The 15,025-nt window shown below is 33.3% G+C and carries 10 protein-coding genes; 5 read left to right on the plus strand and 5 right to left on the minus strand.

Annotation, left to right across the window (positions count from 1 at the left end):
- Positions 1–4,071, minus strand: coding sequence for a T9SS type B sorting domain-containing protein (locus tag EV144_RS12030; RefSeq protein WP_134149119.1), 4,071 nt, complete (start codon positions 4,069–4,071; stop codon positions 1–3).
- 143 nt (positions 4,072–4,214) lie between these two features.
- Here EV144_RS12030 and EV144_RS12035 point away from each other — a divergent pair, with 143 nt between their 5' ends.
- Complete coding sequence (locus EV144_RS12035; RefSeq protein WP_134149121.1) at positions 4,215–6,419, plus strand: B12-binding domain-containing radical SAM protein; 2,205 nt, start codon at positions 4,215–4,217, stop codon at positions 6,417–6,419.
- Here EV144_RS12035 and EV144_RS12040 read toward each other — a convergent pair.
- Genes EV144_RS12040 through EV144_RS12050 form a run of 3 tightly spaced genes read right to left on the minus strand, consistent with a single transcriptional unit; the run spans position 6,414 to position 9,185 of the window.
- The gene (locus EV144_RS12040) at positions 6,414–7,181 is read right to left on the minus strand and encodes an MBL fold metallo-hydrolase (protein ID WP_134149122.1); all 768 of its coding nucleotides are present in this window, start codon (positions 7,179–7,181) and stop codon (positions 6,414–6,416) included. The two genes, EV144_RS12035 and EV144_RS12040, sit on opposite strands and share 6 nt — an antisense overlap.
- Before the next feature lie 58 nt (positions 7,182–7,239).
- Complete coding sequence (locus tag EV144_RS12045; protein WP_134149124.1) at positions 7,240–7,923, minus strand: response regulator transcription factor; 684 nt, start codon at positions 7,921–7,923, stop codon at positions 7,240–7,242.
- Positions 7,920–9,185, minus strand: a complete 1,266-nt coding sequence (locus EV144_RS12050; protein WP_134149125.1) for a sensor histidine kinase — start codon at positions 9,183–9,185, stop codon at positions 7,920–7,922. Before EV144_RS12050 ends, EV144_RS12045 begins: the two co-directional genes overlap by 4 nt.
- 165 nt (positions 9,186–9,350) lie before the next feature.
- On the opposite strand from EV144_RS12050, the gene EV144_RS12055 reads away from it, so the two are divergent.
- Both EV144_RS12055 and EV144_RS12060 read left to right on the plus strand, forming a co-directional pair.
- Positions 9,351–9,764 carry a DUF1573 domain-containing protein gene (locus EV144_RS12055; protein ID WP_134149126.1) on the plus strand — a complete coding sequence of 138 codons (414 nt, stop codon included), beginning with the start codon at positions 9,351–9,353 and terminating at the stop codon, positions 9,762–9,764.
- Between the two features lie 190 nt (positions 9,765–9,954).
- Positions 9,955–11,535 (plus strand): murein L,D-transpeptidase, encoded by a 1,581-nt coding sequence (locus EV144_RS12060; RefSeq protein WP_134149128.1) that lies wholly within the window; start codon positions 9,955–9,957, stop codon positions 11,533–11,535.
- Between the two features lie 163 nt (positions 11,536–11,698).
- Here EV144_RS12060 and EV144_RS12065 read toward each other — a convergent pair whose 3' ends face one another.
- The gene (locus tag EV144_RS12065; RefSeq protein WP_134149130.1) at positions 11,699–12,202 is read right to left on the minus strand and encodes a C40 family peptidase; all 504 of its coding nucleotides are present in this window, start codon (positions 12,200–12,202) and stop codon (positions 11,699–11,701) included.
- A 219-nt stretch (positions 12,203–12,421) separates the two neighbouring features.
- On the opposite strand from EV144_RS12065, the gene EV144_RS12070 reads away from it, so the two are divergent.
- Together EV144_RS12070 and EV144_RS12075 are read left to right on the plus strand one after the other, a co-directional pair.
- Complete coding sequence (locus EV144_RS12070; protein ID WP_134149132.1) at positions 12,422–13,519, plus strand: SGNH/GDSL hydrolase family protein; 1,098 nt, start codon at positions 12,422–12,424, stop codon at positions 13,517–13,519.
- The gene (locus EV144_RS12075; RefSeq protein ID WP_134149133.1) at positions 13,509–14,903 is read left to right on the plus strand and encodes a sialate O-acetylesterase; all 1,395 of its coding nucleotides are present in this window, start codon (positions 13,509–13,511) and stop codon (positions 14,901–14,903) included. Before EV144_RS12070 ends, EV144_RS12075 begins: the two co-directional genes overlap by 11 nt.
- Positions 14,904–15,025: the final 122 nt, after the last annotated feature.

A 15,025-nucleotide genomic window follows, 5' to 3' on the forward strand; every position in this document is an offset into this window, starting at 1 on the left:
TTATCGTTTCAAGCTAAAATGACTTTTAAATTCTACTCCATTTAAGCGAGTGACTACAAACCAATAATCTGACGAAGGCTCATCCGTACCGATATAAGTTCCGTCCCAAGCGGTATTTAGAGTTAATTCTTTAATGAATTTCCCATAGCGATCAAATATTCGGATTGAAGAATTTGGAGCTAAATATGCAAAATTAATTGTCCAGGTATCATTATAACCATCATTATTTGGCGTAAAGAATTTTGGGAAAGGGAGTTCTTCAACCAAATTAATGCAGTTTCCAGAGGTTGCTTCAAGAATGGTTATTTTTACAGGAATTTTGTCGCTTTCGCAGTTATTTATTGTTTCTTGCACATAATAAGTAACTCCATTTTCAAGCAAAGCTGATTCTGATAGACTTATATTTGATGTCTGGCTTTCAAACCACTTTATATTTTGTCCAGAAACTTTAATATCACTTATTTTTGGTTTTTGCTGAATGCAGAATATTTGTGGTGAAGTCACAATTGGATTTTGAGTGTTCTGAACTTTTACAGTAACAGCAAATCGCTCACTTTCGCAATTGTTTAAGGTTTGGGTTGCATAATAAACTTTATTTTGAAGTGGAATTGTTTCTGGTAAAACGTTCCCATTTACTTCCAAATCATACCATTTTATATTGTTTCCGGTAATGTTGATATTTGAAATAGTTGCATTTTCATCAATACAAAATTGCTGGGTGTTATTTACAATTGGCACAGGACTGTCCGATACTGTCACTAAGACAGCTAATCTCTCACTTTCACATCCTGAAAGCTGAGCAACATAATAGGTGGTGTTATTTTGCACTAATGTGTTATTGGCTAATGGAATTACAGCCGACGCAGATTCGTACCAAATCAAATTTTGCTCATTAATATGTATATTGGAAAGTGTTGCTTTTTCGCTTTTACAAAATTTCGGATTAACATCTCCGGTCGGTATTGCTGGAGAATTTTGAACAGAAACTGTGACGGCAAATCTTTCACTTTCGCATATATTAGGAGCTTGTGACGCATAATAAGTCTTTCCATTTTGAAGATTGGTCGTGCTTGGCAATACATTTCCATTTGTCAAAGCATCATACCATTGTAGGTTTGTTCCATTTAGAACAATATTATTTAAGGTTGGGTTGAATCCTGAACAAAAACGCTGATTTGCATTTCCGGTAGGTGGATATGTAGCTCGTATTCTTATTGTTATTGGAACTCTTGTACTCTCGCATCCATTACTGGTTCTGGAAACATAATAAGTAATTCCATCTTCAAGAAAGTCAGTATCTGATAAAGGTGATGTGCTGGTTGGTGAAATATACCATTTTAGATCTCCTGGGCCTTCGCCAGTATTATTTGTTGGAATAGGATGTGCTCTTTCGCAAAAAAATTGAGTGGAAGCGAAATTAGGTACGGACGGACTTGTAATAACAACTGTTTGATTTTGAGTGGCAATATTCCCGTTTCCGTCGTTATAATTCCAAATGAGCGTATAAGTTCCAGGTAAACTATAAGATAAAGCATTTGTGGTTGTCCCGATAATTGCTCCCGCGCACGCATCAGTTGCTGTTGGAATTATAGTTACTGTTGTGTGACAATCGCCTGTAATTGTTGGTAAAGTTGCTAAATCTGGAATTGGTTTTTCGATATCGCCCACTACAACATTAATTTTCGGAGAATTATCACAAACGTCAGCCCCAGTAATTATACAAGTATATTCGCCGCTGTTTAATGTTGTTGCATTGGTTATAATTGGGTTTTGATCTGTCGATATAAACCCATTTGGGCCGGACCAGGAATAAGCAGTTCCTCCAGAAGCTTTTAATTCTAAATTTTTACCGATACAGATTGGAGAATTGCTTGTTATAAATGCAGTTGATTCACAATCTTTAAATTTTACCAAAAAAGCATCTCCATGATTAGGAGTATAAGTATTAGTATCTGGATAAAGATTTGTCTGATAAGTACCAGGAGTAGCAATATTGGTTTTACTTACTGTTACACCAGCCAAATAAATATTATTATCTTGATCTATAGCTAATGTTAATGCGTCATCTGCAGCTTCACCACTAAAATAAGTTGCCCATTTTCTTTGTCCATCAGAATCAAATTTTGCGAAATAAGAGTCTGTGCCAGGAGTGCTGTTAAAAGGAAATTCTTGATATGCATTTGGAGTAGCGGAGAATCCCCCGGCAGCAACTCTTCCTGTAAAATAAAGAGAGCCATTTTTAGAAACTGAACCACCAAAAGTTTCGGGATAAAAATAAGTTCCCCAAATTTTAAAACCATTAGAATCTAACTTTAATATACATCCGCTATTTCCTAAATTGTTAGAATTTAAATTTTCTTCGAAAGCTCCAGAAGTACTGATTCCAGATGCACTGTAGGTTTGACCAAAACAATAAATATTACCAGAAGAATCGATTCCAAGATCAGCTAAGAAATCATTTTTTTCTCCTCCCAAATATGTCGACCATATACGATTTCCATTAACATCAAATTTTAACAGAAAGCTATCCATATCTGTCCCTGTTTTTGTTTCCTGATAGGAGTTTGGGGTAGAGATATTGTTATTACTAAAAGTGATACCTACAAAAATTATATTACCACTAGAATCAAGTTTTGAATTTGTAATCTCATCTGTTTCACTGCCACCATAATAAGTTCCCCATTCTCTTACTCCGTCTGCGTTGAATTTAGCTATAAAGGCATCGTCTGTATTGACAGTACTTCCATAAACAGGTTGGAAAGAACCATTAGTAGCGATGTTATCTTTGCTTCTTGTTTCACCAGCGATGTATATTTTTTCATTAGCATCAACCAGAAGACTTCTTATGTAGTCAACACTAGAACCACCATAATATGTTCCCCATTTTCTAATTCCGTCTTTATCGAATTTGGCTAAAAAACCATCGAAATAATTGCCTTTAGTTTGTTGGTGGCTGCCAAATGTTGAAATATTATCAGGACTCATAGAAGCACCTGCGATGTAAATATTATCATTATCTGAAACAACAACTTTTGTAACTTCATCTGTACTATTACCACCGTAATAAGTTCCCCAAACTCTTGTACCATCTGAATTAAACTTCGTCAGGAAACTATCAGAACTACTTAGAATTGCTGAGCCTAAGGTGTTTTGAGAAGCACCTGTTGATGCAATATTTAAAGAACTGTATGTTATCCCAGCCAAATAAATAAAGCCGTCCTTAACAAAAACGGAATTAAAATACTCGAAATCTTCTCCTCCATAATAAGTTCCCCATAATCGAATTGGCACCGGATCTATGATCAAAGTTTTATCTGAAACTAGATCAGAAGTAGCAAAACCATAAACATCGTTCTTCATTTTTCGATACTCAACAGCAATCTCTTTTTTAGTATTTCCTTCTTCCGTCCAGCTTGCAGGAAGTGTTTCTTCCATTTTTCCAAAACGAACATTCATCTGGATTTTATTATCAATTAGTTCCGTTTCAGCTCCTTTAAATTTTAATTTAATGTCTGAAATTTTTCCTTTCGGATGAACAATAAAATTATATTCAACTACTTTTTTAGGATCATTCGGTATGGTAAAAACAACATCAATATTAGGATAAATATTCTTGTACGTAATTTGTTTATATAAATGAACGCCAACAATTCCCTCTGGTTTATTCGGAAGATTATAATAATTGTCAAAGTCTTTAGATTCTTGTGCTGTAATTAATTCAACATTAGAATTTGAATTTACAAAGTCAATATCTATCCTATGAAAATTATATTCTAAATTATATTCAGGTTTTATTTCTTTATCATGAATTTGATAAGGAAGTATTTTTGAAGTTTGTGACTGAACGATAGGAGTTCTTTTTACGTCATAAATATCATAAGAAAAACCATTTTTCTTTAGTTGAACATTTAATCCTCCAGAAGTTAATAGATATTTTACAGCAGTATTTGGCTTGCCTTTTTGGTCAACAATCTGACCTTTGTTTTCTGTAAAACCAATAAATTGATTTTTGTTTTGAGAAAATGTTGATGTAAAATTTAAAAAGAATAAAAAAAGTAAAATTCGCTTCATAAGTGATATTTAGTGCCTCGCAAATGTAATTAAATATCTACTAAATAAAACTAAAAACAGAAACCTTAAACTTGAAACAAATCAATTCATCTTTTCCTAAAAAGTCACTAAATAACCCGTATTTTTGCAGAAAATAATTCCTTTTGAAAACCAAGCTTTTTGTCATCACGCCTGCATTTACCCAACTGAATACTCCGTATCCGGCAACCGCTTATATAAAAGGGTTTCTGAATACCAAGAATATAGAATCAGCTCAGGCAGACTTGGGAATTGATGTGATTTTAGAATTGTTTTCGAAGAAAGGTTTGATTGATTTGTTTCAGGTTTCAAGTTTTAAATTTGAAGTTTCAGGTTTTGAGATTTCAGATAATTCGAAACGTATTTTTGCTTTGCAGGACGAATACATCAAAACCATTGATGCTGTAATTCAGTTTTTGCAGGGAAAAAATCCAACATTGGCTTTGCAGATTTGTCAGGAAGATTTTCTGCCAGAAGCTTCTCGTTTTGCACAATTAGAAGAACTCGATTGGGCTTTCGGGACAATGGGAACGCAGGACAAGGCCAAACATTTAGCCACATTATATCTCGAAGATATTTCGGATTTTATTGTAGAATGTGTCGATGAAAATTTTGGCTTTAGCCGATATGCCGAACGTTTAGGGCGAAGCGCCAATTCTTTTGATGAATTATACCAAGTTTTACAGCAAGATTTAACCTATATCGATTCGATTTTAATTGCATTATTAAAAGCAAAAATCGAAGTAATAAATCCAACTTTATTTTTAATTTCTGTTCCTTTTCCGGGAAATTTATACAGTGCTTTTAGATGCGCGCAATGGGTAAAACAACATCATCCAGAAATAAAAATATCAATGGGTGGCGGTTTCCCAAATACCGAATTACGTTCACTTTCGGATAAACGTGTTTTTGAGTTTTTCGATTTTATAACTTTAGATGACGGCGAAGTTCCTATTGAAGAATTAATTTTCAATTTAGAAAACCCAGATTATCATTCCTATAAAAGAACTTTTCTACTCGAAAATGGTGAAGTAGTTTATAAAAACAATTCGCTAAAACACGATTACAAACAAGCGTATGTTGGAACACCGGATTATTCAGATCTGCCTTTAGATAAATACATTTCGGTAATCGAAATCGTAAATCCGATGCACCGAATGTGGAGCGACGGACGCTGGAACAAACTAACAATGGCGCACGGCTGTTATTGGGGGAAATGTACTTTCTGTGATATTTCATTAGATTACATAAAAGTTTACGAACCTGTTGCGGCTAATTTGCTTTGCGACCGAATGGAAGATTTAATGCAGCAAACCGGACAAAATGGTTTTCATTTTGTTGATGAAGCTGCACCGCCAGCTTTGATGCGCGCTTTGGCATTAGAAATTTTGCGTAGAAAACTCGCAGTAACCTGGTGGACAAATATTCGTTTTGAAAAAAGCTTTTCTGCCGATTTATGTCTGTTATTAAAAGCTTCCGGCTGTATTGCAGTTTCTGGAGGTTTAGAAGTAGCGTCTGACCGATTATTAAAATTAATTGATAAAGGAGTAACCGTAGAACAAGTGGCTAAAGTTACCCGCAATTTTACCGAAGCCGGAATTATGGTTCATGCGTATTTAATGTATGGATATCCAACACAAACCGTTCAGGAAACAGTTGACAGTCTTGAAATGGTACGTCAATTGTTTGAAGCGGGAATTCTGCAATCAGGATTTTGGCATCAATTTGCCATGACGGCGCATAGTCCGGTTGGATTATATCCGGAGAAATTTGGTGTTAGTAAAAAAACAGAAGCAATTGGAACTTTCGCCAATAATGATATTGATTACACAGATTCTACAGGAATCAATCACGATAAATTTAGTTTCGGATTAAAGAAATCACTCTTCAATTTCATGCACGGAATCTGTTTTGATTACGAATTGCAAGATTGGTTCGATTTTAAAATTCCGAAAACCAAAATAGATCCCGATTTTATTTTTAATGCTCTCGAAGAAGGAAATGATTTCAACACAAAACCAAATGCAAAAGTGGTTTGGTTAGGAGGAAAGCCTTCTGTAGAACATTTTACAAAATCCAAAAAAGGAAGAAGCTGGGAAATGATGAATTTTACTTTTCATGATAAAAAAGAAAGTTTCACCATTCAAACCAATAAAGAAGAAGGAGAATGGCTTGTAGAAATCCTGCAAAAAATATCAGTTTCAAACAATAAGAATTATACTTTTCAGGAAGTTAAAACAGATTTCGAAACCAACATGGAAGATTTCGAATTGTTTTGGTATTCAAAACCAATCAATACTTTGCGTGAATTCGGATTATTAGTTTTATAAATATTCGACACATTCACCATCATTGGGTACTGAAGTTTTAGACATAAGACCATTTTCACTCAAAGCCTTTTTTAGTTCTTCTCTGGTTGTCGGACAATGATTTAATGCTTCTAAATGATTGGCAAAAACTTTTCCAGGCGCCAGAACAGCAAATTTCAGAATATCATTCATTCGCATTAATAATGGCTGTCCAAAATCAAGTCGCGCCGTACCAGAAGCAACAGTGGCAATATCAGGTTTAAGTTCCGTTAAAACTCTTTCTACATCATTAGTTAAAATAGTATCAGAACTAATATAAACAGATTTTTCGTTAGCAAGTTCAATAAAAAATCCCATAACATTTCCCATCAGTTTTGCAATAAATCCGTAACCGTGAGTCGCAGGAATTCCAGTAATTTTTCCGTCTAAAAAATCCTGTGGTTGCCAATATTCAAGAGTCTGTTCAACAGTTAAACCTCTTTTTGTTAAAGCATTTTCGTCTTTAACACTGCAAATTACCGGAATCGATTTTCTTCTTAAAAATACTTCGCCGGCTTTGTCTAAATGATCTGGATGTAAATGTGTTATAAGGCAATGCGTAACTTTACTCAGAATTTCTCTGCTGTTTTTAGGAAGTGCAACAAGCGGATTTCTCTTTGGTTTATAACGAAAAATTGTAAAGGGCGGAATGGTTTTTCTTTTACCCAACATTGGATCAACCAAAATAACATGCTTTTCCGTTTCGATAACCAGAGTGGCGTTACGTAAATGATGTAATCTCATATCTCAAATATTTAATATTAAAAATACAAAATTTAAAATTAAGTAAAAAGTGTAAAAATCACATTGTAAACCTAAAACCAATTCCGTGTAGATTTTCTATCGAAATTCCTTTTTCATTAGCCAGAATTTTACGCAGGCGCGAAATAAAAACATCCAGGCTTCGTCCCATAAAATAATCATCCGTTCCCCAAAGCGAAGTCAGAATCTGTTCTCTTTTTAAAACCGAATTTTTATTATCGAGGAATAATTTCAAAAGTTCAGCTTCTCGTTGCGTAAGGCCGACTTTTTCATTTTCATTAAAAAGAATAAAATTTTTAGTGTCAAATTGATATTTTCCGATTTCGTAAACGACCTTTTCACCCAGATTATTTTTCTGAGAGCGTTTCAGGAAAATTTCAATTTTCAATAATAATTCTTCAATACTGAAAGGTTTTACCAAATAATCATCAGCTCCCAAACGAAGACCTTTAATTCGGTCTTCTTTTAAAGTTTTAGCAGAAAGAAAAATAATCGGAATATCAGTATTCATTTTTCTAATCGCTTCGGCCAATTCAAAACCATCCATTTTTGGCATCATAATATCAAGGATACAAATGTCAAAAACTTCCTTTTTAAAAGTTTCAAAACCCAATTTTCCGTCGCAGCAATGTATTACTTCATAGTTATGCTGTTCCAAATTATCTTTAGTCAAAAACGCTAAAGTTTCATCATCTTCGGTATAAAGTATTCTGAATTGTTTCATTTTTTATAAGGAATGGATAAGGTTATTGTAATACCGTTCTCTGAATTATTTTCGGCTTTTATTTTCCAGTTTTGCAATCCGCAGATTTCTTTTACATAAAAAAGTCCAAGACCAAAACCGTTTACTTCATTGCTTTTTTCATTTTGAATTCGGTAAAACTTATCAAATATAAACGATATTTTTTTAGGATTAATGCCAATTCCGTTATCAATAAATTCCAATTTCAGACAACTATTTTCTTCCCTAATCCTGACCGTAATTTCGGGTTGTTTATTACAATATTTAACTGCATTATCGAGTAAATTATAAATCAAATTCGCAAAATGAAAAGGGTCAGTTTCTATTTGATAAGTATCAGAATTAGTTTCAATTTTGATAACAGCTTCCGGATATTTCAATTGAATATTGGTAATCGCTTCCTCAATAATCGGAAAAACAATAACATTTTCCTTTTTTAATTCTAAAGGAGTATAATCGGACTTTGCAATGCTTAAAATCTTTTCAATATGACTGTTCAGTTTATTGCTTTGTTTGATAATAATATCTGTATAAGTATGCAGTTTTTTATCTTCCTTAATTGGATTTTGTTCAATCAAATATTTTGAAGCAATTAAAATAGAAGACAAAGGCGTTTTAAATTCATGCGTCATATTATTGATAAAATCACGCTGTAATTCAGAATATTTCTTTTGCTGTAAAAGCTTAAAAATCGAATATACATAAATAAGCAAAATAAGAATTAATGCCGTTGAAAGCACAAACCAAAAACGCATAGAACTAAACAAATAAGTAGTCTCGTTGGGAAAACGAACTGCAAAATAATAAACCAGATTTTTATGTTTAGGGAAATAAACGCTCTTCTTGCATTCTGCTTTTTTCTTTGAAAGCGAAATATAATCCCCATAAATCATCTCATCACTTTGACAATTATACATGGCATATTCAAAATCTGTAGTAATATTCATTTTTTTGAATTCCGTTTTCAGATAAAATTCTAAGATTTCGGGTTCAAATTCATTATCAATATTTACGATATAATAATCGTTGGCAATTTTCTGCACCGGATTTTGAGCAGGAAGTTCGTGATTAGTGCCTTCGTATAATTTTTTGGCAACTTCAAGTAAAGCAATATGTGCCTTCTGACTCAGCTTTTTCTGTTCTATCGTAAAAGCTTCTTTTGTCCAAAGCAATTGAGCCACCAAAATGCTGATAATGGCAATCAATCCTAAAATTATAATACTATTGAGTTTGTTGATTTTCAAGAAAACAGATATTTAAAGGTGTAATATTAATCAAATTTTAGCTGAAAATAAGCGATTAACAAGTCGTTAACAAAGATTTGAAACCGGTTAACAGCACCCAAAAACCTTCTGATCTACATTTGTAATATCAAATTCGAACTATAAACCATTTTAATATATACCATTATGAAAGTAATCAAAATTTCTATGTTGACATTAGCTTTAGCATTAATGTCTTTTTCAGCAATTGCTCCGGCAAAATCGTTAATTTCTAACGCAAAAACAGAAACTACAGCTTCTACAATTGTATGGCAGGCAGAAACAATTGATGTTGGACAAATTCCACAGGGAACTCCAAAAGCAATTGTTTATGAATTTAAAAATACAGGAAAAACAGCAGTAGTTATTACAAATGTGCAGGGATCTTGCGGTTGTACGGCAACAGATTATACAAAAGAACCTGTTCAGCCAGGAAAAACGGCAAAAGTAACAGCAACTTACAATGCAGCAAACAAAGGTGGTTTTACTAAAACAGTTACTGTAACTACAAGTGCAGAAACAACACCAAAAATCCTTACCTTAAAAGGTACAGTTATTTAAGAGTTTTAAATAGGTTGATTATTATACGGTAAAAACTCCAAACACATTATGTGTTTGGAGTTTTTTTTATTTTTAATTGAATGTAAGCCTATAAGTTAATAGATAAAAATATTGTCTTATAATGATATTTATTTCTTTTTAAAAACCTTGATATTCTAAAAACTTTTATAATTTTAATCAAAAAATTTTTATGAAAATTTGGTCTGCAATTGCTACAATTATTATTGTTTTTACTGCCGTTTCCTGTAATTCTAAAGGAGAAAAAAAAGAAGAAAATTCGAAAGATACTGCCAAAGAAGTTCCAGAACTTAAGCTGACAATTGACAGTTTAAAAATTGTAGATTTCTATACTGCCTATCCTAAATTGGCTAAGTTTCAAAATGATGTTTATGCATTGTACAAGAAAAATAAGGACAAACAATTATGGCTTGACAACAAAGGCGTTGTAGAATTTGGTAACAATTTATTCAACCAATATAAAGGAATGGAAGAGGAAGGGCTGAAAAGCAATTTTCCTTACAAAGACAAGATAAATCCTGTATTTGATAATATTGCCGAAAACAAATTATCAAAAGAAACTACAGATTTGATGATTACCAATCTGTATTTCTATTATGCCGAAAAAGTATACGCTGGTTTCGACGAAAAAACTTCAATTTCGCTCGAATGGCTTTTACCAAGAAAAAAATTAAACTACCAGGTACTGACAGATTCTATTTTTAAGAAATCAACTATAAGTGATGATAAAAAGAGTAAAATGTTTAGCCAGTATTATAAACTTCGCGATGCACTTCGCGAATACCGAGGAATTGAGAAAAAAGGCGGCTGGAAAACCATTGAAACAGCAGAAGATTTTAAAAGTTTTAAACTAGGGGATTCAACAAATACAATTGGTGAGATTAGAGAACGATTATTTATTTCTGGTGATATCAAAGAAAACAGCAAAAGCAATGTTTGTGATTCGACTTTAATTTCCGCTGTTAAAAACTTCGAATCACATCATGGTTTTACGCCAAAAAGCACCATTCTTAAAGAACATATAGCAGAAATGAATATTCCGGTTTCAGACCGAATAAAAACGATAATTGCTAATATGGAACGCTGTCGCTGGATTGATCCGGAATTAGAAAAAGGAAAAGAATTTATAGAAGTTAATATTCCGGAATTTAAATTGTATTTGGTTCGCAACGGCGAAATTACCTTCGTTTCTAATGTTGTAGTTGGAAAAGCCATGACAAAAACAGTAATTTTTAGCGGGATGATGAATAATATTGTTTTCAGTCCGTATTGGAATGTGCCTACAAGTATCATCAATAAAGAGATTAAACCAGGAATGGCTAAAAATAAAAATTATCTGGCACAGAAAAATTTAGAATGGAATAATGGTGCTGTTCGTCAGCTTCCGGGAAAAAATAATTCTTTGGGATTAGTGAAATTTTTATTCCCAAATTCAAATAATATTTATTTGCACGATACACCATCAAAAAGTCTTTTTGAAAGAGACAGCAGAGCCTTCAGCCACGGCTGCGTGCGTGTAGCAAAACCAAGAGAACTGGCAATAGAGTTATTAAAAGATGACGCAAGATGGACGCCGGAAAAAATAGATAAAGCCATGCATTCCGGAAAAGAAAGCTGGTGTACACTCAAGAAAAAAGTGCCAGTTTATATCGGTTATTTTACCGCTTGGGTTGATAGAAAAGGAAACCTAAATTTTTACAAAGATGTTTACCAAAGAGACGAAAGTTTAATTAAACTTCTTACGGAAGAATAGTTTTTTTGTTTGCCACGAATTACACGAATTGCACAAATTTTATTTTGCTGTGAACATTAAAAGGTTTGCCACAGATTAAAGGATTTACACAGATTAATCATTTTAATCCTTTAATCTGTGGCAAAAAAAATTTGTGCAATTCGTGTAATTCGTGGCAAAAAAACTATTTAGACAAAACATCAATACATTTATAGAAACGGTTTGTGTAATGTTCTGTATCTAAATCAGTAATCGTTACACTATTTACTTTTCCCGAAGAAGCATGTATAAACTTAGAATGCATGCCGTTTGCTTCGCAGATAATGCCAAGATGCCCCACAATAGTTCGGTCTTTATAACCATAAAAAACCAAAATATCTCCAACCTTAAAATCTTCGGGAGATAAAGCAGTACCTAAGTTTTTATAACCGCTGGAACTTCGCGGTAAGGTTACATCAAAATTCTTAAAAACATAACTCACAAATCCAGAACAGTCAAAACCTTTTTTCGGATCATTTCCTGCATATACATAAGGCGTACCTAAAAATTGTTTGGCGTATGCAATAATTAAATCACGATCAATTTCTGTGTATTTTTTATGAATGACCGTTTGTCTTTCCTCATATTTACAATTGAAAGAAGAAAGCAAAAGAATTGGAAAAAATAATATTAATAGACGTGATTTCATTTTTGTAAGTAAAGAAAATAATTAAAAACATAAAGATAGGCTCTTAATTTTGGATATCAAAAGAATACTATGTGCTGAATTGTAAGAATTAACAATTAGAATCTGAAAAGCGATGTGTTTATGTGGTGTTTTTTTATTACGTTTTGACATTTTAGTATCTTTCTCAGTAATTGATTTCAAATATATTTGTGAATCGTATTTATATTTAACAATTAAATTATGTTTCTCAAAAAAATATCGTTTTTAATTTCTTTTTTGCTGATTTCGGCTCTTTCGATTTCACAGAATAAAACCAATACATTTCTTTATCAAGGCCGAGTTGACAAGCTTCAGGATAATAATGTTCTTTTAATCGGAAGCGCTTCTTCAGTGTCTTTTAATTTTACAGGAAAAGAATGTTCAGTTGTATTGCAAAGCGTTGATGATGCTTGGGAACACCACAATTATGTTTCGTTAGTTTTAGACGGAAAATATATTAGCAAACTAAAAATTGAAAAAGGTGCTGCGCAATCCTTTCCGATAAAAGTAACTTCAAATAAAAAAGAACATAATCTTACTATTTATAAAACGACAGAAGCTCATAGTGGCAATGTTTTATTTGCAGGAACTACAGCAAAATTAACTTCTATAACTTCAAAAAAGAAAAAGAAAATCGAATTTATAGGAGATTCTATAACCTGTGGCGCAGCGAGCGACGCGTCAGATGTTCCGTGTGATAAAGGAGAATATTTTGATCACCATAACGGATATTACGCCTACGGGCCAACGCTTTCAAGAGCAATTGATGTGGACTATTTATTGAGTTCAGTTTCCGGTTATGGAATATACAGAAACTGGAACGATGAAAATAAAGATGAACCTAATTTACCTCAGGTTTATGAAAACTTATATTTAACAAAAGACAATTCTAAACCCAAATACGATTTTGCTTTTCACCCCGACATTATCAGTATTGCATTAGGAACCAATGATTTTTCTGGCGGAGACGGCAAAAAAGAACGTTTGCCTTTTAATCCAGAAAAATACGTTTCAAATTGCATCAATTTTATAAAAATGCTTTACACGCATAATCCAAACGCACAGATTGTAATTACAAACAGTCCGATGGTGGGCGGTGAAAAAGGAGTTGTATTTGAAGAATGTCTGAATAAAGTAAAAGACGCTTTCGCGAATGACAAACAGCACAAACCAATTCAGATTTTTAAGTTTCAACCCATGACACCAAAAGGTTGTATGTGGCATCCAAGTGTTGAAGATCATAAAGTTATGGCAGATCAATATGGTCCGTTTTTAAAAAAGCTGTTAAATGAAAAATAATATCTTTAAGTTTGCTTTCTTTCTGTTGATTTCCAGTACTATGATGGCAAACGTCTCACTTCCGAATATTTTTGGTGATAATATGGTTTTACAGCGTAATTCTCAAGTTAAGATTTGGGGTTGGGCAAATCCAAAAGAAGAAATCAAATTAATTTCAGGCTGGAACAATCAGGAATATAAAACCGTTGCCAATAATCAGGCAAAATGGGAATTAATCATTAAAACTCCCGAAGCTGGCGGTCCTTTTACAATTTCGATAAAAGGTTACAACGAAGTCATTCTTAAAAATATTTTAGTTGGCGAAGTCTGGCTTTGCACAGGACAATCAAACATGGAAATGTCGGCAAGCTGGGGAATTGATAACGGAGACGAAGAAGCAAAAAATGCCACAAATCCGAACATTCGATTTTTTACCGTTCCGAAATTAACTGCAGAAACGCCACAAAATAATCTGCTTGGAAACTGGACAGAATCGACTCCGGAAACCATGAAGTATTTCAGCGCGATTGGATATTTCTTCGCAAAACGTTTAAGAGAAGATTTAAAAAATGTTCCAATCGGATTAATTTCCTCTAATTGGGGCGGAACTCCGGCTGAAATCTGGATTCCGGAAGAAGTTGTAAACAACGATTCGCTTTTGTTAGAAAATGCCAAAAAACTAAACGAACAAGAATACGGACCAAGACAACCCGGACGTGCATACAACGCCATGATTTACCCAATTGTCGGATTTAAAATTGCAGGAACACTTTGGTATCAAGGCGAATCAAATGTTGGTTCTTTAGTTTACGATAAAACATTAGGTGCGTTAATCACTTCGTGGAGAAAGGAATGGAAAGACGAATTTCCTTTTTATTACGTACAAATTGCACCTTATAAAACCGGAAGCAATAATTTCTCAAACGTAACTGTAAGAGATTCTCAAAGAAAACTACTCAAAGAAGTCAATAATACCGGAATGGTCGTAATCAGTGACATTTCGGATACAATTGATATTCATCCAAAAAATAAAAAGTCAGTCGGAATTCGTCTGGCAGATTTAGCGCTGGCGAATATTTATCCCGAGGCTTCGGGACTAAATTCTAATTTGGTTAACAGTCCGCTTTATAAAGACTTTAAAATCGAGAAAAACAAAGCCATTGTTTCTTTTGATTATGCTGAAGGTTTGCACTTTAAAAACAAAACATCAAATCAATTTGAACTGGCCGGCGCTGATGGAATTTTCTATACAGCCGAAGCTTCTATAAAAAACAATCAGGTTATTTTGACCAGTAAAAAAGTCGCAGTTCCCGCAAAAGTGAGATTTGCTTGGGGAAATACAATACAATCAGATTTGTTTAATAAAGCGAATCTGCCCGCGTCTTGTTTTACGAGTGAGTTTTAGATTTTAGATTTTTTCGCATTTTGTGTCATTGCGAGGAACGAAGCAATCTCATTTGCTAAATCAAACTTTACTTTTATTAGTGAGATTGCTTCGTTCCTCGCAATGACAAAAGAGCCAAAATC

Source organism: Flavobacterium sp. 270 (genome assembly GCF_004368785.1).
In the GTDB taxonomy this organism is placed as follows: Bacteria; Bacteroidota; Bacteroidia; order Flavobacteriales; family Flavobacteriaceae; genus Flavobacterium.